We start from the raw sequence: 25,749 nt of genomic DNA, 5'->3' as shown, positions 1-25,749 counted from the left end.
ACCTGAATCACTTTCTTACGCAGCGAAACAGCAAGTGTTTCACTGCTGAGTGAACAGTAACCACTATTTTACAATTGCCGCACAAACAAAATCCACCTGTTCTGCTCCATTCACTTTCAACAGTGACGCAATGGCATCAACCGTGCTTCCCGTTGTGTAAATGTCATCTACCAGAAGAATCCGGCAGTATTTCATCTGTCCCGGCTTTGCCAATGCGAAAGCTCCTTCCAGGTTTTTCCGCCGCTCGGCGGGACCAAGCTCTTTCTGGCGTTTTGTTTTTTTCACACGGCGGATCAGGCGGGCATTCATGGGAAGTTCCATTTCTTCTGCCAGCTTTTCTGCAAATACCTCCGCCTGATTGTAGCCGCGCTGCCGCTGTCTCGCCGGATGAAGCGGCACCGGAACGAGCACCTCCGGATTTCTTCTCTGGATCTGCTTTCCCACATAGAAAAACGCCGCGTGAGCATAAAATCCGGCGTATTCCTGCCGTTCATGATATTTGAACCGCATCAGGGAAGCCTCAAGTTCCCCGTGGTAACCGTACGGCGCAAAGCCGCGGTCGAAGCTGTGCCCCGTTCTGCTGCAGTCCCGGCAGAACTCTTCCTCACTGCCCACGGGTTTCCCGCATTTTTTGCACCGCGCGCCCAGAATCGGATGGATCTTTTCCACACAATTCCGGCATAGATACAGCTCCTCACGTGACAGCAGTCCGTCACAGATGGGACATCGTCTCGGATAAACTGCGTTTAAAAGCCAGTTTCCTGTTTTATTTTTTTCTTTCATGTAACCTGCGCTTTCCCTTATCCACTCTGCCGGATGCAGCCGCATCCATGCCCCGGAAAAACGTGTTTACGCGTTTTCTTCCTGCATTTCCCGGATTCTTCTGGCGAGCGTTGTATACCGGTTCGCCTCGATATGATTTCCGATCATTGCCTGGAATGTCACATCACTTCCGACGATGGTGACGCACTTTCTGGCTCTCGTCACGGCCGTATACAGAAGATTCCGCGTCATCAGCATGCGCGGGCCGCCGAGCAGCGGAATCACAACCGCCGGGTACTCGCTTCCCTGCGCTTTATGTATCGTTGTAGCGTAGGCGAGCTCCAGCTCGTCCGCCTGTTTGAACGTATAGTCTGCGAATTTTCCTTCCTCAAACTCCACGGTGATCACCTCGGTATACGGGTTGATGCTCCGGATCATGCCGAGATCTCCGTTGAATACACCCATACCGCGCTCCGCCACGATTCCGTTGATGCCGCGGATTTCCCACTCCATCTGGTAATTGTTGCGGATCTGCATGACCTTGTCGCCCTCGCGGAGGATATTACCTCCATTTTCCCGCTCGGCTTTGTCCGGTGCGGGCGGGTTCAGGTATTTCTGCAGAATCTGATTCAGATTTTCCACGCCGAGTGCACCTTTCCGCATCGGAGTCAGAATCTGGATATCCTGCGGGCGGGCATCCACATAACGCGGCAGTTTCTGGGACACCAGCGTCACCAGCACTTTCCAGATCACGTTGACATCGTACCGTTTCAGAAAGAAGAAATCTTTGCTCTTATTGTCCAGTATAACCTCTTCCCCATTATGGATCTTATGCGCATTGACAACAATATCACTCTGGGATGCCTGCCGGAAAATGTGCGTCAGGCAGACAATCGGAAAGCATTCCGAACGGATCAGATCCCGGAGGACACTGCCCGGGCCGACACTTGGAAGCTGGTTCTGGTCTCCCACTAGGATCAGCCTTGTTCCCGGCACAATCGCGGAAAGAAGGGCATGCATCAGGTGGATATCGACCATCGACATCTCATCAATGATGATGACATCCGCGTCGAGCGGATTATCTGCGTTCCGCTCAAAATGCACATTTGCCGAGGAGTCATCCACATTTCCCGTCAGTTCCAGAAGACGGTGGATCGTGCATGCCTCACAGCCAGTTGCCTCTGTCATTCGTTTCGCCGCTCTTCCGGTCGGCGCTGCCAGGAAAATGTCGAGGCCTTCTGCCTCAAAATAATGGATCATCGCATTGATGGTCGTCGTTTTTCCGGTTCCGGGACCTCCGGTCAGGATCATAAGACCGCTGCATGCCGCCTCAACGACTGCCGTCTTCTGCATCTCATCCAGCTCAATCTGATATTTTTTCTCGATCTTTCCGATCCGCTTTTCGATTGCCTCACGGTCTTCCTCGCATGTAATATTCAGTTCATGCAGCATGCGCGCCGTACTCAGTTCCAGATAATAATACTGGCTGGCGTACACAATCCGCAGCGGCTCATCCCCTTCCCGTTCGGCCGGGAGCTCGCGGATGACCGCTTTTTTGTCGATTGCCATATCCTGCAGATATTTCTGCATCCGCTCCGGTACTACGCCGAGAAGTTCCTGCCCTCTCCGAAGCAGCACCGGTTCCGGCAGATAGACATGGCCTTCTGCCGTCGCCTGATTCAGCACATACGAAAGACCGCTTTTGATGCGGAATTCGCTGTCCACGGCAATCCCGATTTTTCCGGCGATCTCATCCGCCGTCCGAAATCCCACGCCTGCGATATCTTCCGCCATTTTATACGGGTTTTCCTTTAAAATCCGGTACACATTGTCCCCGTACTGCTGATAAATCTTTGCACCGAGATTCAGCGCAATGCCATATCCCGAGAGGAAAATCATCGCATTCTGCATTTCGGCTTTTTCTGCCACCTGCTGTGCAATTTCACGCGCTTTCCGCTCGCTGATTCCCTTTACCTCCGCGAGGCGCTCCGGCTCTTCCTCGATGATCCGAAGCGTATCGTCACCGAAGCGGCGTACAATTCTTGCCGCCAGCGCCGCACCGACTCCTTTGATCGCACCGGAACCGAGATACCGCTCCAATGCAACAGAATCCTGTGGGACTTTCGTCTCATAGGATTCAATGCGGAACTGCTTTCCATAGGCAGCATGTTCAATATAATCTCCGGAAGCCTCGATCAGCTCGCCCTCTCCGATCATCGGAAGCGTGCCGACGCATGTCAGCTCGCGCCCCTTCATGCTCAGATTCAGGACGGTATAGCCGTTCTCCTCATTTCGGAAAATAATGTGTTCTACGTAGCCTTCTACTTTTTCTTTTTCACTCATCTTTTATCAAAACTGGCTTTCAAATTCATTCATCACTTCGCGGTACTGGCCGGTTCCAAGCGCAACGACGCTCGCCGGATTTTCTGCTGTCACGGTATTGATGCCGGTCCGCTCCTGGATCAGCTCGTCCATTCCGGCAAGGAGACTGCCGCCTCCGGTCAGGATAATGCCGCGGTCGGAAACATCGGATGCCAGTTCCGGCGGCGTTTTTTCCAGCACGGCACAGATCGCGTCCGCAATCTGGTTTGTCGTCTGGGCAATGGCACCTCGGATTTCGTCGGAGGAAACCGTAATCGTCGCCGGAAGTCCGGTGATGACGTTTCTTCCCTTGATCTCCATCGTTTTCTCCTCGGCCCGCGGATAAGCGGAACCAATCCGGATTTTCACTGCCTCTGCGGTCTGTTCTCCGATAAATACGTTGTATGTTTTCCGTACATAGCGGATGATATCCTGGTCAAATGTCTCACCGGAAATCTTGACCGAATTGGAAACAACGGTTCCCGCAAGCGAGATCACAGCGATATCCGTCGTGCCTCCGCCGATGTCCACAATCATATTTCCGCATGGTTTCGTAATGTCAATTCCGGATCCGATTGCCGCTGCCACCGGCTCCGGCACGATCAGCACTTCCCGGGCTCCCGCCTGGTACGTTGCCTCCTCCACAGCCTTCCGCTCTACTTCCGTCACACCGGACGGCGCACAGATACTGATTCTCGGTTTCCGGAATGCTCTTCTTCCCATTGCCTTCTGGATAAAGTAGCGCAGCATGCGCTCGGTGATCAGAAAGTCCGTGATCACGCCCTGCCGCATGGGCCGGACCGCCATAATATTGCCCGGTGTCCGTCCAATCATCTGACGCGCTTCTTCTCCAATTGCCCGTACTTTATTTGCATCTTTATCATACGCAACTACGGACGGCTCCTTTAATACAATGCCTTTTCCCTTGGCATAGACCAGGATGCTGGACGTCCCCAGATCAATTCCGATATCGGTCGTTGCAGCCATAGTAATCCCCTTTCCTGTTCTCTTTTATTTTTCTTTATTTTAATCTGTTTGAAATTTGTATAGAATAAGTTCGGGTTCAAAACACCCGAAACACAAAAGGATCGAATGTGTTCTGAACCCAACCCGCTTCTTATTATATACAATCCCTTTTAAAATGGAAAGGATTTTTTAGAGATATTTTTCGACATATTTTCCGGTGTAGGATACCGGGCTCTTGGCCACTTCTTCCGGCGTTCCGCACGCAATCACGGTTCCGCCGCCGTCTCCGCCCTCCGGTCCGATATCAATAATATAGTCCGCCGTCTTGATGACATCCAGATTGTGTTCGATGACAACGACGGTATTTCCGCCCTCGGACAGGCGGTGCAGAATCTCCACCAGTTTGTGGACATCGGCAAAATGAAGTCCCGTTGTCGGCTCGTCGAGAATGTAGATCGTTTTTCCCGTGCCGCGGCGGCTCAGCTCTGCTGCGAGCTTGATACGCTGCGCTTCTCCGCCGGACAGCGTGGTGGACGGCTGACCGAGACGGATGTAGGAAAGGCCGACATCGTACAGGGTCTGTAATTTTCGGAAAATCGACGGTACCGGCCGGAAGAATTCCAGTGCCTCCTCAACCGTCATATTCAGCACATCGTAGATGCTCTTTCCTTTATATTTGACTTCCAGTGTCTCACGGTTGTACCGTTTTCCATGGCAGACCTCACACGGCACATAGACATCCGGCAGGAAGTGCATTTCGATCTTCAGGATACCGTCGCCGCCGCAGGCCTCGCACCGGCCGCCCTTCACATTGAAGCTGAAGCGTCCCTTCTTGTAGCCGCGTGCCTTGGCATCCTGCGTTGCCGCAAACAGATCGCGGATCTGATCGAACAGACCTGTGTACGTTGCCGGATTGGAACGCGGTGTTCTTCCGATCGGGGACTGGTCGATGTCGATGACCTTATCAAGCTGTTCCATACCGATGATGTCTTTGTGTGCACCCGGAATCGTCCGCGCACGGTTCAGATCTCTTGCCAGCCGTTTGTACAGAATTTCATTGACAAGGGAACTCTTTCCCGATCCGGAGACTCCGGTCACGCAGGTCATGACACCGAGCGGGAAATTCACGTTGATATTTTTCAGATTGTGCTCTTTTGCTCCGACTACCTTCAGCCAGCCCGTCGGCTTTCTGCGCTCGGACGGAACCGGAATTTTCAGCTCTCCGCTTAAGTATTTTCCGGTGATGGAATTCGGATTTTTCATCAGATCTTCCGCCGTTCCGATTGCCACCAGCTCTCCGCCGTGCTCACCGGCTCCCGGGCCGATATCGACAACGCAGTCAGCGGCGCGCATCGTATCCTCGTCGTGCTCCACGACGATCAGGCTGTTTCCGAGATCGCGCAGGTGCTTCAGCGTCGCGAGAAGTTTGTCGTTGTCTCTCTGGTGAAGGCCGATGCTCGGCTCGTCGAGAATATAGGCGACACCGACAAGGCCGGAGCCGATCTGCGTTGCCAGACGGATTCTCTGCGCCTCACCTCCGGACAGCGATGCCGTTCCGCGCGCCAGGGTCAGATAGTTTAATCCGACATCCGCGAGGAAGCTCACTCGCGCACGGATCTCTTTTAAAATCTGCTTTCCGATCAGCAGCTGCTGTTCGGAGAGTTCGAGGTTCTGCATAAACTCCTGCAGATTGTCGATGGAAAGGGATGTTACTTCAAAAATGTTTTTGTCTCCGACCGTCACACCAAGCGATGTCGGTTTCAGACGCTGGCCATGGCACGCCTGGCACGGGGTCACACGCATGAAGGTTTCGTATTCCTGTTTCGTAGAATCCGATCCGGTTTCGCGGTAGCGGCGCTCCACATTTTTGATCAGCCCCTCAAAAGCCACATCGTACACACCGACGCCGCGCTGACCGCGGTAATGCACCTTGACGGATTTTCCGTTCGTTCCGTAAATCAGGATATCGTGGATTTTTTTCGGATATTCACAGAACGGAGTGGAAAGGGAAAAATCGTACTCCTCTGCCAGCGCATCGAGAACGGCTCTCGTATAGCTCGATTTGTCCGTGCAGGACTGCCAGCCGAGCACGGTGATGGCTCCGTCTGCGATGGATACGGTCTTGTCCGGAATCATCAGATCCTCGTCGAATTCCATCTTGTAGCCAAGGCCGGCACAGCTCGGGCAGGCGCCGAACGGGTTGTTGAAGGAAAAGCTTCTCGGCTCAATCTCCTCCATGCTGATGCCGCAGTCCGGGCAGGAAAAGCTCTGGCTGAAGTTGAGCTGATTTCCGTCCATCGTGTCGACCACCAGAAGGCCGTCCGCCAGATCCAGTACATTCTCGACGGAATCCGTCAGACGTTTCTCAATGTCCGGTTTGACTACAAGACGGTCCACAATAATGGAAATGTTGTGTTTCAGGTTCTTATCCAGCGTAATCTCCTCGGACAGCTCATACTGGCTGCCGTCAATCATCACGCGGACATAGCCGCTGCGTTTTGCCTGTTCGAGCACCTTTTCGTGTCTTCCCTTGCGTCCGCGCACAACCGGCGCGAGAAGCTGGATTTTCGTCCGCTCCGGGAGTGCCATGATCTGATCGACCATCTGGTCCACCGACTGGCGGCTGATGACTTTTCCGCACTTCGGGCAGTGCGGAATACCGATTCTCGCGTACAGAAGACGGAAATAATCGTAAATCTCCGTCACGGTTCCGACGGTGGAACGCGGGTTCCGGTTCGTCGATTTCTGATCGATCGAAATAGCAGGCGGCAGGCCTTCGATGCTGTCCACATTCGGTTTTTCCATCTGTCCCAGGAACTGGCGCGCATAGGAGGAAAGACTCTCCATGTACCGCCGCTGGCCCTCTGCATAGATCGTGTCAAACGCAAGCGAACTCTTTCCCGAACCGCTGAGGCCCGTAAATACAACAAACTGGTTTCTGGGGATATCGACATTCAGTTCTTTCAGGTTGTTCTCCCTGGCTCCCCGTATTCTGATAAACTCTTTTTTCTCTGCCATAACTGTTCCTCTTTTATTGGAATCCCCATCCGGGCAGGGACAGGAATCTTGTCTCGTTTTCTCCCATTATAGCACACTGCCGTGCGTTATGCAAACATTTGTTCTATTTCTTTATCATCTTTTTACAGCAGAAAATCTGCCAGAATCACATTGCTGACGGAAATCCCATCGCGTGTCAGAGCCAGGCGCCCGCTGTGTTCCTGTAAAAGATGCATCGCTTCGTATTTCTTCAGAACCCCGCCGTATACGGCATGGATCTCCTTTCCAAACTGCTCCTCAAACTCCGCCGTCGAGATCCCTTGTGTCATTCGAAGGCCGAGAAACATAAATTCTTCCATGGCATCCTGCCGGGAAAGAATTTCCTCATCCTCACGGATCTTTTCCAGTGCTCCGCACGCTTTCAGATACAAAGATCGATCTGCCGTGTTCGCCCACCGGCGGTTTCCGAATAGCGATGCCGCGGAAGGCCCGAACCCCAGATAATCCGTCCTTTTCCAGTAGCCGATATTGTGGCGGCATGCGAAGCCCGGCTTTGCATAATTGGAAATCTCATACTGGAAAAAGCCGTATTCTGCGAGGATTTCCGCCGTTCTGGCATACATTTCGCGTTCTGTGTCCTCATCCGGCAGATCCAGTTTCTGCTCCGCAAACGGGGTCCCCGGCTCCACGATCAGGCTGTAGGCGGAAATGTGCTCCGGGGAAAGCTCCGCGATCGTCCGAAGACTCTCTTCCCATTTCTCTTCACTCTGCTCCGGCAGACCTGACATCAGATCCACGTTGATATTCGCAAACCCGGCATCCCGTGCCAGTGCAAAACTCTCCTGAAATTCCGCAAACGTGTGGATTCTTCCCAGCCGTTTCAGCTCCTCATCGTGAACCGACTGACAGCCGATACTGATCCGGTTGAAGCCGCTCTTCCGGTAGCACTTCAGTTTTTCTTCGTCCAGCGTTCCCGGATTGGCCTCCAGCGTAATCTCAGCATCCTCTGAAAAAACGTACTTGCTCCGCAGTTTCTCCATCACACGGACGAGCATTCCGGCATCCACTGCGGATGGTGTTCCGCCGCCGAAAAAGACGGAAATCACTTCGCTTTCTGCCGCCTCTTCCGCCGCATCGATTTCTGCCAGCAGAGCCTCTTCATACTCCTTCTGCATTGCTTTCGTGCCCGGTCCCGAGACAAAATCACAGTAGGCGCATTTCCGGATGCAGAACGGGATATGCACATAGAGTTCCAGTGGTTTTCTTTTTTTATTCATTCTGCTTTTCCTCCGTACAATCGAAAGACCGGCCCCTGCGCTCCCGCAACAGCAGGCGGCGCCGACAGGCCGGTCTCATTTTTATCTCTTAATTTTCATCCAGTTTCAGTACGCTCATAAAGGCTTTCTGCGGAATCTCCACGTTTCCTACCTGGCGCATCCGCTTTTTACCTTCCTTCTGCTTCTCCAGCAGCTTCTTCTTTCGGGAAATATCGCCGCCGTAGCACTTGGCGAGGACGTCTTTGCGCATCGCGCGGACGGTTTCTCTTGCGATAATCTTCGATCCGACAGCCGCCTGGATCGGGATTTCAAAGAGCTGCCGCGGAATCTCTTCTTTGAGTTTCTCGCACATCTTTCTTCCGCGCTCGTAGGCAGATCCCTCGAATACGATGAAGGACAGCGCATCCACTTCTTCTTTATTAACGAGGATATCGAGTTTTACAAGCTCGCTTCTCTCATAGCCGAGCAGCTCGTAGTCGAATGACGCGTAACCTTTGGAGCGGGATTTTAAGGCATCAAAGAAATCGTAGATAATCTCATTCAGCGGGAGATGGTAATGAAGCATCGCACGCGTCGTCTCCATGTATTCCATTCCCTGATACTGGCCTCGTCTCTGCTGGCAGAGCTCCATGATCGGTCCGATGTAGTCGGTCGTCACCATAATCTCTGCTTTTACCAGCGGCTCTTCCATATAATCAATCTCGGACGGGTCCGGCAGATTCGACGGGTTGGTCAGGTCAATGACGGTTCCGTCGGTTTTGTGAACCTTATAGATAACGCTCGGTGCGGTCGTCACGAGATCCAGATTGTACTCACGCTCCAGGCGCTCCTGAATAATTTCCAGGTGAAGCAGTCCAAGGAAACCGCAGCGGAAGCCAAAGCCGAGTGCTGCCGATGTCTCCGGCTCGTAGAAGAGGGATGCATCGTTTAACTGCAGTTTTTCCAGCGCGTCGCGCAGATCGCCGTACTGTGCGCCGTCGGCCGGGTACATGCCGCAGTATACCATCGGGTTGACTTTTTTGTAGCCCGGCAGTGCTTCTGCACACGGACGGTCGGCATCGGTCACGGTATCACCCACGCGGGTGTCGCGCACGTTTTTGATGCTGGCGGTGATGTAGCCTACCATTCCGGCGGAGAGCTCGTCGCACGGGATCAGACGGCCTGCGCCGAAGTAGCCGACCTCGACAACTTCCTCGACAGCGCCTGTCGCCATCATGCGGATTCTCGTTCCTTTTTTCACGCTTCCTTCCATCACACGGCAGGAAATGATGACGCCGCGGTATGCATCGTAGACGGAGTCGAAAATCAGTGCTTTTAACGGTTCCGTCGGATCACCTTCCGGTGCCGGAATTTTCTGTACGATCTGCTCGAGCACCTCGTCCACGTTCAGGCCGGTTTTTGCGGAAATCCGCGGAGCATCCTGCGCTTCCAGTCCGATGACATCCTCGATCTCTGCAATGACACGGTCCGGCTCGGCGCTTGGAAGGTCTACTTTGTTGATGACCGGGAACACATCCAGATCGTGGTCAAGGGCGAGGTAGACGTTGGCAAGGGTCTGCGCCTCGATACCCTGCGATGCATCGACAACGAGCAGCGCGCCGTCGCATGCGGCAAGGCTTCGGGAAACCTCGTAGTTGAAATCGACGTGCCCCGGGGTGTCAATCATGTTTAAAATGTACTCCTCGCCGTCAGCCGCTTTATATACGGTACGGACTGCCTGTGCCTTGATCGTGATGCCGCGCTCACGCTCCAGATCCATATTGTCCAGCACCTGATCCTGCATCTCACGCTCGGTCAAAAGGCCTGTTTTCTGAATAATACGGTCCGCAAGGGTTGATTTTCCATGGTCGATATGGGCAATAATACAAAAATTACGAATTTTACTCTGATCTATTCCTGACAAGTTTTTTCCTCCTGCTTTTTCACGGGTTAAATATCAATTTTATCTCATGTCTATTTTGTATGATACGAAATTCCACTCAAAAAAGCAAGATAAATTTATCCGCCTGATGCCGGACTTTTGCCCGACAGAACCTTATGCAGGATATCCGCAAACGGCCCCATTGCATTTTTCACCTCCTCGACCGTATTCGTCTGCGCACCAACCTCGAGAAGAACAGATCTCGGGCGGAGATGGAGGTTGTAGCGGTAGCCTTTTAAATAGATGCAGCGTGAAAAGCCGGGATAATACTGTTTTGCCTCATACTCCATCTGAAAGGAAAATGCAAGGTTTTCCGCCTGATACGGATTGGGCAGGCTTGTCAGTTCGCCGCTTTCTTTCGTGCGGGAAAGGCCGTTGAAAAACATGATCTGCGCGGTCGGCTTTCCGTTGATTTCTGTCACAAGACGTTTTGAACCATTGACCCCGTCCCGGTGCAGGTCGATCACGACCTGAATGGACGGGTGTTCTTCCAGCGCCGCTGCGATGACCGGCTCCGCGTAGTTGTAGGCGCGGCTCCGATCGAGACAGCCTTCTTTCATGTCAAATGCCTCTGTAATATGAAGCACTTCGTATCCGTACTGCTTTTCCAGAAGCTCCTGCAGATCATCACCGAGGCCGATTACCGTGTCCGCTCTTTCTCCCGGACGGGAATCGGCGAAGGTTTCCTGCGAATGGGTATGATAGATCAGAATCTGCGGGCCTTCGGCATTTTCCGGCAGGGTCAGGTCTTTTCCGAGCAGGGTGCTGCCGTCGATCTCGCCCGGCAGAACCGAAGTGTTGGGATCTACAACGAAGAAGCGGTTCAGGAGCGCCTGCGGGTCAGCAAGAAGGTCAGGGGAAATTGTCTCCTGAATCGTGTCGGCCTCCGGGTAGAGAATTTCACGCGGTGCGCCGCCGGTTTCGATGGTCTCCTCCGGCTCCGTGATTTCCATTCCATCCTTTTGAGTTTCATCTTTTTGAGTTTCATCCTTTTGATCTTCCTCAGTTCCCTGCTCCTTCGATTCTGTCTGCCCTCTTTCTGCTCCCGGTCCCGGATTCGAATCCTGCTTCGCCGTATCCGTTTCCGCTGCTTCTTTCCCGGCAGACAGCGTATTTTCTGCCGTGCTTCCCTCCCGAAGCGCCGGTATCTGATCCCGCACTGCCGCGAGGAGATTTTCCATCCATCCCCTTCCGTCCTCTTTTCCGTCATAAAAAAGAAGCGGCATCATCACATCCACAGATAACTGCTCCGCCTGTGCTGCCGCCCGCTGCAGCAGAACTTTCCCCTCTGAGAAATGATTTTTCCGGAGAACCGCTGCACTGCGGAACAGCAGTATACTGCAGGACAGGAAAAGACATCCCCATCCGAACCATTGTCCATTTCGCCTGGCATTCCACATATTATCACCATATTCATGATATGTTACAGTTCCCCGGAAAATGCCTGATTCATACCTGCCGCAAGAACCCCGGCCAGGCGGCGGACCATCTCGTCGATCTCTTTTGTCGTCACGTAAAGGCTTTCGAGCGCCGGTGAAATGACTTCTCCCAGAAATTCATCCATCTCGGACTCCTCCAGCGATTCCAGAACACCTGCGACGGCATCGTGGACGATTGTTCCTGCCCCTACAACGGTCGGCACACCGATTCCGATGACCGGCACGCCGAGCGTCTCCTGATTTAAGGCATTGCGGTGGTTTCCGACGCCGGATCCCGGCCAGATTCCGGTGTCGGCAAGCTGGATCGTACAGTTCAGCCGGTGAATACTACATGCGGCAAGGGCATCCACGGCGAGAATCACATCTGGATGGGTCTGTTCTGCCGTTCCGCGCAGGATTTCCACTGCCTCCATGCCCGTCTGTGCCATGACACCGGGAGCAAGGGCACTCACTTCCCTTCCCTCCTTTCCGTAGGTGCGCACGAGATGGCGCGTAACGTTGAGCTGCTCCACCGTCTCCGGCCCGAGCGCATCCGGCGTGATGCCGCGGTTGCCGAGGCCGGCCACAAGAACGGATCCGCACGCTTCCGGCAGCATTTCCATCAGACAGTGGGAAAACTCCTCCGCCGCTTTCCGGCTCTCCTCCTCGTCTGCCGTCAAAAGCAGCGGCGCTTCGATCGTCACATACGTCCCTTTCGGCTTTCCCATCATTTTTGCACCATGCTCCGATGTGATTTTTACAATGGTTGTCTGAATTTCCGCCTTTCTTTTCTTCTTCTCAATCTCGACCCCGGAGATCTCCACATGGTCCCGCTCAAATTTTTCCTGATTCTCCATCGCCAGGTCTGTCCGCATCTTATACTTTCCTATCATACTTTTCTCCTTCTCCTGTATTTTTGTTGTAGTTTTTGCAATTTTTTCAAAAATATGTATTGACAAACCATGCGAAATATTATAGGATAATAAAGCATGTTTCAGTGGAGCGCCCGTGTCTGTTCCATTGAATAACATCCCTTAAATCACATTAATTTTAAAAATATTGGAGGTGTACAGTTTGGCTAACATTAAATCCGCAAAGAAAAGAATCCTGGTAAATCAGACAAAGGCAGACCGCAACAAAGCAATCCGTTCTGCAGTTAAGACTTCTATGAAAAAAGTAGATGCTGCTGTTGCTGCAAACGATAAAGAGGCTGCTGCTGCTGCATTAGTAAATGCGATCTCTACCATCGACAAGGCTGCTTCTAAAGGCGTTTATCATAAAAACAACGCTGCCAGAAAAGTATCCAATCTGAGCAAAGCTGTAAACTCAATCGCATAATAAAGATATAAAACAAAGAGAACTTAGTCATACCGTCATGTGGCTGGGTTCTTTTTTTATGCTTACCAAAAGAGTGCGCCGCGACAGATCTTTTGATAAACACAGAACAAGGCGTATCGGCCAGTTTTCCTGTACCGGTACGCCTTCAAATCTGTTCCTTGCAATTCGCGCTCTGCAGCACTGCCTTTTTTGCATTATTTTCGGGTCTTGCTATAGAAAACTCTGCTCTTACGCCGCCCTGCTGTATTTCGTAATCAGCAGCTCCACGCTCAGCAGATCGGAAATTTTTCCCGTCTTCACGTCCTCTTCCATCTGCACGCAGTCATTGACCGCCGCTTTTAATTCCTCCGCCGCATACTGGCGCGACATGGGAATATAGTTCCGCACAACGAAGCTCTGCAGTCCCGTCCGTTTTGCGATCGTCGCCTGATCGCAGTGCTCTGCCAGCAGCTCTTTGACCTGCAACAGCAGATTGAACTGGCGTGCCAACAGAAAGAGAATCCGCATCGGCGGCTCCTTTAAAGCCAGCAGATCCTGATACAGATCGAGCGCTTTCCGCTGCTTCTTCTCCGTTACCGCGCGGATCATCTCGAAAATCCGGTTCGTAATCTGCGTTGTGCAGACTGCCTCGATATCCGCCCGCGTGATCACATCTCTTCCCATCGTATAGCTGAGCAGTTTTTCCAGCTCCTGCGAGATATTTCCCATATCCGTGCCCGTCTTTTCCAGAAAATCTTCCATATCCTGGCGCGTGATCTTTTTTCCCTCTTTTTTCATCATGCCGAGTACCCAGGTCATCAGCGTCTTTTCGTCCTGACGAGCAAATTCCACTGCTCTTCCCTGCTTCTGCACCGCCTTGTACATACGGTTCCGCTTATCGACTTCCTCCTCCACGAAGATCAGCACCAGATAATCCGGCAGGGATCCCATGTAGTCTGCCAGTGCGTCGGCTTTGTTTTTGAAAAATCCTGTATTTTCCAGCAGAATCACACGGCGGTCCGCAAAAAACGGCATCGTCTCCGCAAGGTCAATCACTTTTGGAATCTCGGTTCCTTTTCCCTCAAAGCGTGAGAAATTCATCGTGTCGTCCTCCGGGAGCAGTGCGTTTTTCAGCTTGTTTTTATACTGATGCTTCAGATAGGCTTCTTCTCCGTAGAGCAGGTAGGCCTGCTTAAAATTCTGCGTTTTGATATCTTCTAAAATGCTTTTCATTCCATCCTCTTTCTTTCGTTCCGGCAGAAGCACGTTTGCGCAGTGCCGCAGCAGCCGGAGCTTTTGACCATTCAGGAGACGGGAAATTCCACATCCGACCGGTATCCGTGAACCGCCAGGCGGTCACGCTTCAGCTGTACTGTCACGGCTCCATCCACCGGTGTTCCGTAGATATGGCTTTTGCAGGCACGAAGCCGCTCCAGCAGCTCCCGGTGCGGATGGCCGTACCGTCCCGGCCACGCGCAGGAAATCAGGCTGATCTGCGGCTGTATGCGGTTCAGAAATGCCTCGCTCGTTGAATTTCTCGAGCCGTGGTGCGCCACCTTTAAAATCTGGCACCGCTCTGCCGCCCCCAGGACCTCTTCTTCTCCGCTTCCCTCCAGATCTCCCGTCAGAAGTGCGCGGCAGGCACCGCAGGAAAGCTGTAATACAACACTTCCGGCGTTTTCCTCTTCCGTATAGTCTTCGCCCGCTCCCGGATGAAGCACCGATACGGTGAGTTCTCCTGCACGGATCTCGTCTCCCTTTTTTAGATATTCTACCATAATTCCCGCTTTTTGTGCGGCTAAAATAAAAGGATTTTCTTTTTCGCTTCCTTTCATCCACACAGGCAGGAACAGATGGCGGATGCGAAGCGCCGTTTTCTGCTCCCCGATCAGCTCCAGCAGTTCGAGGATTCCGTTCGTGTGATCTGCGTCCGGGTGCGTGACAACAACGGCATCAAGAGCGGCAATGCCGCGCTGTTTCAGATACGGGAGAATCCTTTTTTCCCCGATCGCAGACGCACTGCTGCTCCCGCCGTCATTCAGCATCACAAAACGGCCGCTCTCCACCACAAGCGCATCGCCCTGGCCGACGTCCAGCGCTGTAATGGAAAACGTCTCCCGGGGACGGTAAAAAAGCAGAACACAGGCAAAAAACATGGTAATACCAAAGAGCATCCGCTCCCGCCTTCGTGCCTGCGCACCTTTTCGTTTTGCCCCATCCGGATTCATCTCCCGTTTTCGTTTTCGCACATACAGTATCACCAGCAGACCGGTCAGAATGATTCCATATCCTGCCATCTGCCATTTTTCCGGCTGACCGCAGATCCACACATTTCCCGGAATCTGTGCGACCGCCGCTGTCATCTGTCGCAGAAGTGTGAGCAGGAACCGCGCCGGAAGCAGAACAACACTTCCCGCTTTCACGCTTGCCAGTCCCGCCAGAAGCCCCGCAGCACCCGGCAGCAGCACCGCCGTCATGACAGCTCCTGCAAACAGATTCGGCAGAAACGCAAAGAGCGGAATCTCATAAAAATACCACGCCTGCAGCGGGATCATGACAAGCTGCAGGGAAAGGTACACCATCGCAGCCTCTTTCCCTTTCGCCGCAAGCTTTTCCAGCCCCGTTTTTTCCCCGCGTCTCTTCCGTTCCGCCTTCTCCCCCGCCAGAACCGGATAAACCCCGGAAATGGCTGTTACTGCTCCAAACGAAAGCCAGAACCCGCTCTGCTCCAGATACGAGGGGTTTTCCGCCAGCATCAGAATTGCCGCAAGGGAGAGCGCACTTAAGGAATCATACGTCCTTCCCACTGCGACAGCTCCCATCCGCACCGCAAACATCACCACTGCACGCACGGTCGCCGTTCCGCTGCCGGTAAACATGCCATACAGCACCATACCGGCGGCCGCTGCCAGAGACGCGGGAGTTTTCGGCAGATGCAGCGCCATCAGCAGCCGTCGGAGTGCCATGCCGAGCAGCATCAGATGCATGCCGGAAACGGAAATCAGGTGCAGCAGACCGCTCTGCTGATACGCCAGATACGTCTCCTCCGTGAGTTCTGACCGTTCCCCGAGCAGCATCGCAGAAAGCACACCTGCCTCCTCCTCCGGCATCATTTCTTTTAAAACGGCACAGCACCGCTCCCGCGCCAGCCGGAGCGCTTCGCCGAGATTCCACCGCCCGACATCCACAACTTCCTCCCGCTCCGAAATCACGTAGAACGCACAGCCTTTTCCCTCATAATATGTTTTCTCATCAAACATCCCCGGATTGCGCGGGCTTTCCGGCTTTTTTACAGTTCCGTACACCTGCACAGCGGCTCCGACCGGCAGATCTCCCCGCTTTGCGAGCAGATAAATTTTCCCTTTGCTTCCCTCCCCGCGCAGCACATACCCGTTGCTGCTGCTCTTTTTCTCATACGTTTCAATTGTCCCTGCAATCCACACCTTCCTGCCCTGCTGCGCTTCGTTTTCGTATTTTGGGTCAGAAAAAGGCGTGCCAGGAGGCACGCCCGCAATCCGCAGCAGCACAAGCACCAGCATGAATCCAAGACACGCCAGGCACATGGGCCGTTTTCTCATGTATCTTTTTCCTCCAGATAAGACAGGTCTTCCTCGTAAAACTGATTGAGTTTCATCGTTTCACGGAAGGTTACATCGCTCTCTCCGTTGATGGAAAACTGCACCTTATCCACCTTACAGTTCGCCGTGATGGAATCCACCACCGCATAAATCGGAATCTGCTCCGCCACACTCGAAAGCGCAGAATCCTTAAAAGATTTGTCAAAATTCACATAGGCAATCCGGTCGGATGTCGTGACACTTAAGACATTCATCGTATCCGGGAACACCGCATAGTGGCCGTCTTCTTTCGGCCCCTTCATGAGCTGTTCCACCACGACACGCTCCAGCGGAATGTTCGTGCTGTACGGCACCCGCCGCGTCTCCTTCACAAGACGATCGCCTGCTTCATTTGCAAAATACAGTGTCAGCGTCGCATACTGATACTGATAAATTTCCCTTCCGGAATTTTCCAGAAAGCTGTCCGCCGTCATCGTTCCGATCTCGCGTCCTTTGGAATCCTTTAACGGATCCCCGTCGATCAGAAGCGTCACGCGCTCCACCTCCGGAACCTGCACAAAGGTACGCACCAGTCCTGCACGCACCAAAACCTCCTGCGGCCGCGCAAGCTCCCCGTACTCTCCGCTTAAGTTCAGCGTAAGGAGCCCGTTCTCCAGCGTATACGTCTTGATGGAAATCCCATTGGAAAGAAGTGCCTGGTTTCCGTCCTTGGCAGGTTTCTCCTGCAGCGCGTCAACCAGCTCCTTGATCAGTTTCTGATCCGTTCCTTCTTTTGGTTCATACGGCTCCTGCACCAGTGTTGTGCCGGTTTTGTCCAGGCAGTACAGGTGATACGCCGACTCCTTCTGGCTCTTCTGCCACTGCCCGCAGCCGCTAAGAAGCAGCACGCCGGCCAGCAGTACGCCAAGTATCCGTTTCATGTGCGCCACCTCCTACATCACGTAATTCAGAGGAATCCGCACGGAAAATGTCGTTCCCTCGTTTTCTTTGCTGTATACACGGATCGCTCCCCGGTGCATGACAATCGCGCTCCGCGCAATCGCAAGGCCAAGGCCGGTTCCGCCGATTTCCCGCGAGTGGGACTTGTCCACGCGGTAGAAACGCTCGAAGATATGCGCAATCGACTCCTCCGGGATGCCGATGCCGGAGTCTGCCACCGTCACGTAGAAATATTTGTGATCCGCATTTAAGGATACACGCACCCATCCATTCTCGTTGTTGTACTTGATGCCGTTTTCGATCAGGTTCGAGAACGCCAGCGAGAGCTTCGTCGCATCTACCTCCGCATTGACCGGGCGGAAGCTGTCGAGAATGAGCTCCACATTTTTCTGTGCGGCAATCGGATGAAGCCGCTTCAGCAGCTGCTCTAACAGCTCGTTGATATTGACCTGGGTGATATTGAGGTCTGCCACCTTTTTATCCATCTTGACCAGCGACAAAAGGTCGGTAATAATCTGGTTTTCGCGGTCGATCTCCGAGGTAATATCCTGCATGAACTCCTGATAAAGTTCCACCGGAACGCCCTCCTGCCCGTTCAGCGAATCCGCCAGAACCTTCATGGACGCAAGCGGCGTCTTTAACTCATGCGAGACATTCGAAACAAATTCCTGGCGGGAATCGTCGAGCGTGCGGACGCGGGTCAGCATCTTGTTGAATGCGTCCGTGATCAGCTCTGTCTCGAGGTAATCCGGAACAGAAATGCTTTCGTCGAGATAGCCGTCGGTAATGTCCTCGATGGAACGGGTGACCTTCTGGAACGGCTTCATCAGAATGCCCGCGAGCAGATAGCCAAAGACCAGCACGAGAAGCGCAATGATCGAAAGAATCGTCATTCCCTTCGTCTCCAGAATTTTCATATTCGCACGGATCTCATCCGTCGAAATGCTGACGAGCATAACGCCAAGCGTCTCCTTCGTCTCGGTATTCTGAATCCGCACCGTCATTTCCAGATAGTTGTTTTTCTGGTCGTACTGGCTCGTCTCCTTGCCCTGAAAGCTCTGGATGACCTCCTGCGAGATAATCGTCTTTCCGCGGTCCATATCGTACGTATCTTTGATGACGCGGAAATCCTGGTCGATAATCAGGATTCTGCCGCCGTAGATATTCGTCAGCATACTGAGCTGTCCGTTGATGACATCCGATCCAGGATCTTCCATGTAATTCTGCTGGATGAGCTGGTTGCAGATAATATCGCACTGATTTTTTACGGTAATGCTGCGCACCGATACCGCACGGTCCTCATAGCTGTTTACGACGCTCTTCTCAAGGATCACACACGGTACAATGCCGATGATCACAAGAATCACCGTGATGCGGAAGCGCAGACTCCGCAGAAACTTCCATTTTTCTTTGATTTTAAGCCTGGAAATAGTAACCAACTCCCCACTTTGTGTGAACGTACTTCGGTTCACTTGGATTTTTCTCGATCTTTTCGCGCAGACGGCGGATATGTACATCTACGGTGCGCACGTCGCCCGGGTACTCATAGCCCCAGACAATGTTCAGCAGGTTCTCTCTGCTGTACACCTTGTTCGGATTGAAGACGAGAAGCTCGAGCACATCGAACTCCTTCGCAGTCAGATTGATCTCGCGGTCTCCGATGAAGACTCTTCTGCCCTCGCAGTCGATCCGCAGGTCTTTCACCTGTACGACTTTTGCTTTCTCTTCTTTTGGCTCCTGGCGGGCCGCACGGCGCATGATGGCCTTGATGCGTGCTTTTACTTCCAGAATGTTGAACGGCTTTGTGATGTAATCATCTGCGCCGTATTCCAGTCCCAGGATTTTGTCCATGTCCTCGCCCTTTGCGGTCAGCATGACGATCGGAACGTTGGAAAATTCACGGATCTGCTGGCAGACGGACAGACCGTCCAGCTTTGGCAGCATCAGATCCAGAAGGATCATATCGTATTCTTTTTCTTTTGCCATGGAGAGTGCTTCCTCGCCGTCGTATGCGCAGTCAACCTCCATGCCGTCCTGCTCCAGGCTGAAGCGGATTCCTTTTACGATCAGTTTTTCATCATCAACTACAAGAACTTTCTTTGCCATTTCTTCTCCTTCTTGTTCTAAACCTCGATAGAACCCCTTATCTTTTCAAACATCTTTTCCTTGATGCCCTCAATGTTCATAATCTCCTCAATCGAACCAAACGGGCCGTTTGCTTCGCGGTAGGCGATGATGGCATCCGCACGGCTCTCTCCGATGCCGGAGAGTGTCATCAGTTCTTCTTTTCCGGCCGTGTTCAGGTTGACTTTACCGGAACCGAAAGCCTGCTCCGTGCCGCCCGTATTCTGCTGCGGCGTTTCCGGGATTTCCATGTTTTCTGCCTCCTCGCGCGTCCAGACGGTGATCTGCTCTCCGTCTTCGATTTTCCGTGCAAGATTGAGGATTTTTTCTTCAGCATCCGGCAGAAATCCGCCTGCCGCTTCCACAGCCTGCACTACGCGGCTTCCGCCCGGCAGCGTGTAGACGCCGGGGGAAGCGACCGCACCGCAGATATAAACCTGCACCGTTTCTTCCGGTGCTGCCTCCTGTGCCTCACGTTTTTCCGGAATGCCTGTGGTTTCTCCGGCGCTTTTTCCGGAAACCGTCTGCTCCTCATCCATTTCCTTCTGATTTTCGGAAACGGTTTCCGCCGTGCTCCCGCCTGTGCTATCTGACAGTTTGTATTCTGTATCCCTGTGGTTGCATCCGCAGAGCAAAAAAACCAGCATCGCCGCCAGTATTTTTGCATGTTTTCTGCCTCTGTTCTGCTGTTTTTTCAATTTCATGCTGTGTACTCCCTTCCGCTTCGCATCTGACGCGCAAGGGTCCCTTGTGTACGCATAACTACGTTTCTATTGTATCGGAGAAACCATAAAAATACAAGTAGAAATCTTAATCGTTATTCCCACTGAAACACTACAATTCCCACAACTGCCACTGCCATGCCGAGCAGCTTGCGCACGGTGAAATCCGTTTTTTCCATACCGAAAAGGCCGAACAGTTCAATCAGCCACGCCGCTGCGAGCTGGGAAATGACGATCAGCATCGCCGCCTTCGCCGGGCCGAGCCCTGCCATACTCCGGATAACCGTGATCGTGATAAACGCGCCAATTGCCCCGCCAAGCAGCAGATACCACGGCTTTACGCGGAACAGATCCCCGATGGGCTCCCTCCCGGTGATGCACCATGCCGCAAGACAGACGGCAAACGCACTGATCTGCACCCAGCCGGCCGCAAGCCATGTACTCGTCTGTTTCGTCACCTCTGTGTTGAAAACGCCCTGAATACTCATCAGTGCGCCGGAAAGCAGCGCTGTTAAAATTCCCGCCATTGATTTTTCCTCCTGCTGTTTTTTTATGTACTCCCGGAGTACATTTTATACTATTCCTTTTTTCCCCGTTTTTATACAGAACTCAGGGACAGCAGGAAAACAGCCGCCCGGTCTCCTGCGCAGGAAACCAGACGGCTGTCTATTTCACATTACTGTAATGCTTTCTCCAGTTTTTCAATCATCTCATCGATGTCATCTTTCGTAATTACAAGCGGCGGTACTATACGAAGAACGTCGCTTCCGGCGGAAATCACAAGAAGTCCGTTCTCAATCGCGCGGTTGATGACTTCTCCGACCGGACGGCCCGTTACGACAAGGCCCTGCATAAAGCCTTTTCCACGGCGTGCTGCGAGGCAGTCATATTTTTCCACCAGCTCGTCAAGCTTTTTCTCCAGATACGGAGCCGTCTCTGCTACATGCTCTACGACATGCTGTTTCTCATAGCATTCAAATACAGCATTGACAGCCGCGCAGGCCAGCGGGTTTCCGCCGTATGTCGTTCCGTGGTCTCCCGGAACGAGCGAATGCTCTGCCGTCTTTTTATTCAGCACGAAGGCGCCGACCGGAACGCCGCAGCCAAGTGCTTTTGCACACGTCATGACATCCGGCTGTACGCCGTAATCCTGCCATGCGAACAGCTTTCCTGTTCTTCCCATGCCGCACTGGATCTCATCGAGGATCAGCAGAATGTCGTGTTCGTCACACAGATCGCGCACGCCCTGTAAAAATTCTTTCGTTGCCGGATAGATACCGCCCTCGCCCTGTACAGTCTCCATGATGATCGCACATGTCTTGCCGGTAATCTGTGCCTTTACGCTCTCCAGATCATTAAAATCCGCAAATTTAATGCCGCCGATCAGCGGTTTGAACGGATCCTGATAATGCGTATTTCCTGTTACAGAAAGCGCTCCAAGGCTTCTTCCATGGAAGGAATGGTTCATCGCGATGATCTCGTGATCGTTGCTGCCGTCTTTTAAGTAGGCGTATTTTCTCGCCACCTTAATGGCTCCCTCAATCGACTCGGTACCGCTGTTCGTAAAGAATACTTTATCCATGCCGGATGCCTTCGCGAGTTTTTCTGCGGCAGAGCCCATCGGCACATTGTAGAACAGGTTGGAAACATGGATCACTTTGTCGATCTGATCTTTCACTGCTTTTTTATAATCATCATTGCTGTAGCCGAGCGCATACACCGCGATGCCGGCTGCAAAATCCAGATATGCCTTTCCGTCCGTGTCATACAGATGAACTCCCTCGCCGTGATCGATCACGAGCGGAAACCGGTTATAGGTGTGGAGCACGTACTGCTCGGTCTGTTCCATATACTCATTCGTCTTCATGATTGAATTTCTCCTTGTTTTCCCCTAAAATAGCCGTACCAATTCCTTTGTTCGTAAAGATCTCAAGCAGCAGGCAGTGCGGGATTCTTCCGTCCATGATGTGGACTCTCGATACGCCGTTCTCGATCGCATCGATGCAGCCCTGCAGCTTTGGAATCATGCCGCCGCCGACATTTCCGTTTGTGATGAGATCTCTTGCTTCCTGTACGTGGAGCTCGGAAATCAGGCTCTCCGGATCCTTCGGATCTTTGTAGACACCCTCGATATCGGTCAGGAATGCCAGTTTTTCTGCATTTAACGCCTCAGCGATGGCGCATGCCGCGTCGTCTGCGTTGATGTTGTAAGTATTGAAATCATCATCCATGCCGACCGGGCAGACAACCGGAAGAAAGTCGTTCTCTAAAAGATCGTACAGCACCTTCGGGCTTACGTTCTTGATATTTCCAACGAAGCCGATATCCTCGCCCTTGGACAGCTTCTTCTCTACATTTAAGAGTCCGCCGTCTTTTCCGCTGATGCCGACAGCATTAACTCCGAGTGACTGAATCATGGTGACAAGCTCTTTGTTGACCTTATTCAGCACCATCTCTGCGACTTCCATCGTATCGGCATCCGTTACACGAAGGCCGTTGACGAACTTCGGTTCCATGCCGACTTTTCCGACCCAGCGGCTGATTTCCTTTCCGCCGCCGTGTACGATGATCGGTTTGAAGCCGACCAGTTTCAGAAGAACCACGTCCTGGATGACGTTTCTCTTTAACTCTTCATCCACCATTGCGCTTCCGCCGTATTTGATGACAATGATTTTGCGGTTGAACCGCTGAATATAAGGAAGTGCCTCGATCAGCACATTTGCTTTGTCCAGATACATCTGATTTACCATGATTTTTTCTCCTCTTATGCTCTTTTCCCGTGCCTGTTCCGGATCCGGTCAGGAACGATAATCTGCGTTGATTTTTACGTAATCGTAGGTCAGGTCGCAGCCCCATGCCGTTGCTGTCGCTTCTCCCATGTGGATGTCAGCGATCGCAGTTACCTTCTGCTCGGAGAGGATCTTCGTTGCCTCCTCCTCGCTGTAGTCAACGGCAACACCTTTCGTAATAATCTGCATTTTTCCGGCTGCACTCTCAAAATAGAGATCTACATTTTCCGGATCGAATTTTGCTCCGGAGTAACCCATGGCGCAGAGGATTCTTCCCCAGTTTGCGTCGTGGCCGAAGATCGCCGCTTTCGTCAGACTCGATGTAATGACGGACTTTGCCAGTGTCACGGCCTGCTCCTTGCTCTCGGCTCCCTGAATGGTCACTTCAAACAGCGCGGTTGCTCCCTCGCCGTCGCCTGCGATATGCATCGCCTGTGTTTTATTAACCTCAAAGAGTGCTTCTTTAAAGATCTTGTAGTCCTCATTTTCTTCGGTAATTTCCGGGTTTCCGGCAAGGCCGTTTGCCAGAAGAAGAACGGTATCGTTGGTGGAAGTATCGCCGTCTACGGAAACCATGTTGTAGGTATCCGGTACAACTTCGCTCAGTGCTTTCTGCAGCATCTCTTTCGAAATATTGGCATCGGTTGCCACAAAGCTCAGCATGGTGCACATATTCGGATGGATCATGCCGGAGCCCTTGCACATGCCGCCGATCGTTACGGTTTTTCCGCCGAGTTCGATCTGAACAGCAACTTCCTTCGGCTCGGTGTCGGTTGTCATGATCGCCTGTGCTGCTGTAGCTGCGGCTTCTCTTGTAGCTGCAAGCTGCGGTTTCAGCATTTCCACGCCGGCTGCGATCTTATCGATCGGGATCTGTTTTCCGATAACACCGGTCGATGCAACGAGAACGGAGTCCTCTGGAATGGAAAGTGCAGCTGATGCTGCCTCCGCGGTTTTTCTGCAGTAGCCATAGCCCTCCTCGCCGGTGCATGCGTTGGCGATTCCGCTGTTGCAGACGATTGCCTGTGCGGTTGGATGGTTGTATACAATCTCCTGGTCCCATTTGACCGGAGCTGCTTTTACGATGTTTGTAGTAAAGGTTCCTGCTGCTACGCACGGTACCTCGCTGTAGACAAGTGCCATATCCTTTACGCCCTGTTTTTTAATTCCTGCTGCGCCGCCTGCTGCCTGAAAACCTTTTGCAGCAGTGATGCCTCCTTCAATCTTTTTCATTCTTTTATCCTCGCTTTTCGTAAATTCCGTCTGTTGTCTGCTTCTGTCTTTTTTACGGGAACATCGGCGGCATGCACAGGCCTTCGTTTTCCGGCAGGCCGAACATCAGGTTCATATTCTGTACCGCCTGTCCTGCTGCGCCTTTGACCAGGTTGTCCATCGCACCCATCATGATGATTCGTTTCGTTCTCGGATCGATCTTGAAGTTGACATCCACATAGTTGCTTCCCTCAACCCATTTCGTCTGCGGGCAGACATCCTTATCGAGAACACGTACAAACTGCTCGTTGGCATAATACTTATCGTAAACGGCTTTAACCTCTTCGTAAGTCACATCTTTTTTCAGGGATGCATATGCCGTTACGAGAATGCCGCGGTTCATCGGAACAAGATGCGGGGTGAAATTCAGGGTGATCGGGTAGCCGGCTGCATAGGAAAGCTGCTCCTCGATCTCCGGTGTGTGGCGGTGGCCGGCAACGCCGTATGCCTTGATGTTTTCATTGACCTCACAGTAGAGGTTGTCCACTTTCGCTCCTCTTCCTGCTCCGGAAGTTCCGGATTTTGCATCGATAATGATGGTGTTGCCATCAATGAGGTCTTCCTTTAATAAAGGATAAATCGAAAGAGTCGAGCAGGTCGGATAGCATCCCGGGTTTGCCACGATGCGCGCCTGTTTTACTTTCTCACGGTTGATCTCGCACAGTCCGTAAACCGCCTCGTCGATATACTGCGGGGATTTGTGTTCGATCTTGTACCACTCTTCATACGTTTTTACATCTTTAATACGGAAATCGGCGCTCAGGTCGATGACCTTTACTTTCGAAAGAATTTCATCATTTACCAGGGAAGCACAGAGTCCCTGCGGAGTTGCTGTAAAAATGACGTCTACTTCCTTTGCAAGCTGCTCCATGTTGTCGTCCTTGCAGACATCGTCTACTAACTGAAACATATTCTGGTAAACCGACGCATATTTCTTATCGATATAGCTTCTGGAACCATACCATTTAATCTCCACATCTTTGTGTCCCAGGAGAATACGCACCAGCTCGCCTCCTGCATATCCTGTAGAACCGATAATTCCTGCTCTGATCATACCTTTTTCTCCTTTTTTCTTTCGCCCGTTTTCTTGTCTTGCCGGACATTTTTTCTTTTCTCTTTATGATAGCTCAATTATTTTCTTTTTTCAATGAAAAATCTTTGTTTTCTGCTGTCATATACCGTCGATTGCATAAGTATACACCTTAAATGTATATTATGCAAGTTTTTTTTGAATTTCTGAAAAAAAGCTTGCATAATCCTGTCGTATGATGTATATTTTAGTCATCGAAGATGCACCGCGCATATA

Annotated in this window: 20 protein-coding genes; 1 reads left to right on the top strand and 19 read right to left on the bottom strand. The window is 52.2% G+C overall.

What is annotated here, in order from left to right; genetic code table 11:
* Positions 1 to 63 precede the first annotated feature (63 nt).
* From ACY2VT_RS01905 to gpr, 8 genes are all read right to left on the bottom strand, one after another.
* A complete protein-coding gene (locus tag ACY2VT_RS01905) occupies positions 64 to 783 on the bottom strand; it encodes a ComF family protein (RefSeq protein ID WP_461878672.1) in 720 nt (239 codons plus the stop codon).
* Between the two features lie 66 nt (positions 784 to 849).
* On the bottom strand, positions 850 to 3,105 hold the full coding sequence (recD2, locus tag ACY2VT_RS01900) for an SF1B family DNA helicase RecD2 (RefSeq protein ID WP_461878671.1): 2,256 nt from the start codon (positions 3,103 to 3,105) through the stop codon (positions 850 to 852).
* A gap of 6 nt (positions 3,106 to 3,111) precedes the next feature.
* Positions 3,112 to 4,110, bottom strand: a complete 999-nt coding sequence (mreB, locus tag ACY2VT_RS01895; protein ID WP_461878670.1) for a rod shape-determining protein MreB — start codon at positions 4,108 to 4,110, stop codon at positions 3,112 to 3,114.
* A 168-nt stretch (positions 4,111 to 4,278) separates the two neighbouring features.
* Positions 4,279 to 7,107 carry an excinuclease ABC subunit UvrA gene (gene uvrA, locus ACY2VT_RS01890; RefSeq protein ID WP_461878669.1) on the bottom strand — a complete coding sequence of 943 codons (2,829 nt, stop codon included), beginning with the start codon at positions 7,105 to 7,107 and terminating at the stop codon, positions 4,279 to 4,281.
* 122 nt (positions 7,108 to 7,229) lie between these two features.
* On the bottom strand, positions 7,230 to 8,363 hold the full coding sequence (gene hemW, locus ACY2VT_RS01885; protein ID WP_461878668.1) for a radical SAM family heme chaperone HemW: 1,134 nt from the start codon (positions 8,361 to 8,363) through the stop codon (positions 7,230 to 7,232).
* Between the two features lie 88 nt (positions 8,364 to 8,451).
* The gene (gene lepA, locus ACY2VT_RS01880) at positions 8,452 to 10,266 is read right to left on the bottom strand and encodes a translation elongation factor 4 (protein WP_022462217.1); all 1,815 of its coding nucleotides are present in this window, start codon (positions 10,264 to 10,266) and stop codon (positions 8,452 to 8,454) included.
* A gap of 95 nt (positions 10,267 to 10,361) precedes the next feature.
* Positions 10,362 to 11,684 carry a stage II sporulation protein P gene (locus tag ACY2VT_RS01875; protein ID WP_461878667.1) on the bottom strand — a complete coding sequence of 441 codons (1,323 nt, stop codon included), beginning with the start codon at positions 11,682 to 11,684 and terminating at the stop codon, positions 10,362 to 10,364.
* A 23-nt stretch (positions 11,685 to 11,707) separates the two neighbouring features.
* Positions 11,708 to 12,595, bottom strand: a complete 888-nt coding sequence (gene gpr / locus ACY2VT_RS01870; RefSeq protein WP_238033221.1) for a GPR endopeptidase — start codon at positions 12,593 to 12,595, stop codon at positions 11,708 to 11,710.
* 181 nt (positions 12,596 to 12,776) lie between these two features.
* Between gpr and rpsT the strand changes: the two genes are divergently transcribed.
* A complete protein-coding gene (gene rpsT / locus ACY2VT_RS01865) occupies positions 12,777 to 13,040 on the top strand; it encodes a 30S ribosomal protein S20 (RefSeq protein ID WP_022462214.1) in 264 nt (87 codons plus the stop codon).
* A gap of 228 nt (positions 13,041 to 13,268) precedes the next feature.
* On the opposite strand, the gene holA is transcribed toward rpsT, so the two are convergent.
* The 11 genes from holA to argC all read right to left on the bottom strand — a co-directional run bounded on the left by holA (position 13,269) and on the right by argC (position 25,497).
* The gene (gene holA, locus ACY2VT_RS01860) at positions 13,269 to 14,252 is read right to left on the bottom strand and encodes a DNA polymerase III subunit delta (RefSeq protein WP_055227342.1); all 984 of its coding nucleotides are present in this window, start codon (positions 14,250 to 14,252) and stop codon (positions 13,269 to 13,271) included.
* A gap of 71 nt (positions 14,253 to 14,323) precedes the next feature.
* On the bottom strand, positions 14,324 to 16,597 hold the full coding sequence (locus ACY2VT_RS01855) for a DNA internalization-related competence protein ComEC/Rec2 (protein WP_461878666.1): 2,274 nt from the start codon (positions 16,595 to 16,597) through the stop codon (positions 14,324 to 14,326).
* On the bottom strand, positions 16,594 to 17,517 hold the full coding sequence (locus tag ACY2VT_RS01850; protein ID WP_461873660.1) for a GerMN domain-containing protein: 924 nt from the start codon (positions 17,515 to 17,517) through the stop codon (positions 16,594 to 16,596). Before ACY2VT_RS01850 ends, ACY2VT_RS01855 begins: the two co-directional genes overlap by 4 nt.
* 12 nt (positions 17,518 to 17,529) lie before the next feature.
* A complete protein-coding gene (locus ACY2VT_RS01845; protein WP_461873659.1) occupies positions 17,530 to 19,008 on the bottom strand; it encodes a sensor histidine kinase in 1,479 nt (492 codons plus the stop codon).
* Entirely contained in the window at positions 18,953 to 19,642 is a 690-nt protein-coding gene (locus tag ACY2VT_RS01840; RefSeq protein WP_055218609.1) for a response regulator transcription factor, read from the bottom strand. Before ACY2VT_RS01840 ends, ACY2VT_RS01845 begins: the two co-directional genes overlap by 56 nt.
* Positions 19,643 to 19,659: 17 nt before the next feature.
* Complete coding sequence (locus ACY2VT_RS01835) at positions 19,660 to 20,364, bottom strand: helix-hairpin-helix domain-containing protein (RefSeq protein WP_461878665.1); 705 nt, start codon at positions 20,362 to 20,364, stop codon at positions 19,660 to 19,662.
* A 113-nt stretch (positions 20,365 to 20,477) separates the two neighbouring features.
* Positions 20,478 to 20,909 (bottom strand): DMT family transporter, encoded by a 432-nt coding sequence (locus tag ACY2VT_RS01830; protein ID WP_461878664.1) that lies wholly within the window; start codon positions 20,907 to 20,909, stop codon positions 20,478 to 20,480.
* 149 nt (positions 20,910 to 21,058) lie between these two features.
* A complete protein-coding gene (locus ACY2VT_RS01825) occupies positions 21,059 to 22,249 on the bottom strand; it encodes an aspartate aminotransferase family protein (protein ID WP_461878663.1) in 1,191 nt (396 codons plus the stop codon).
* A complete protein-coding gene (gene argB / locus ACY2VT_RS01820; protein ID WP_461873656.1) occupies positions 22,236 to 23,132 on the bottom strand; it encodes an acetylglutamate kinase in 897 nt (298 codons plus the stop codon). Before argB ends, ACY2VT_RS01825 begins: the two co-directional genes overlap by 14 nt.
* Before the next feature lie 48 nt (positions 23,133 to 23,180).
* A complete protein-coding gene (gene argJ / locus ACY2VT_RS01815; protein WP_461873655.1) occupies positions 23,181 to 24,404 on the bottom strand; it encodes a bifunctional glutamate N-acetyltransferase/amino-acid acetyltransferase ArgJ in 1,224 nt (407 codons plus the stop codon).
* 52 nt (positions 24,405 to 24,456) lie between these two features.
* Positions 24,457 to 25,497 carry an N-acetyl-gamma-glutamyl-phosphate reductase gene (gene argC, locus ACY2VT_RS01810; RefSeq protein WP_022462202.1) on the bottom strand — a complete coding sequence of 347 codons (1,041 nt, stop codon included), beginning with the start codon at positions 25,495 to 25,497 and terminating at the stop codon, positions 24,457 to 24,459.
* Positions 25,498 to 25,749: the final 252 nt, after the last annotated feature.

Origin of the sequence: Fusicatenibacter sp., assembly GCF_050872605.1 — a bacterium.
Taxonomy (GTDB): domain Bacteria; phylum Bacillota; class Clostridia; order Lachnospirales; family Lachnospiraceae; genus Fusicatenibacter.
Note: the sequence above shows the minus strand (reverse complement) of the source record. Positions and strands in the feature narration are given on the sequence as shown.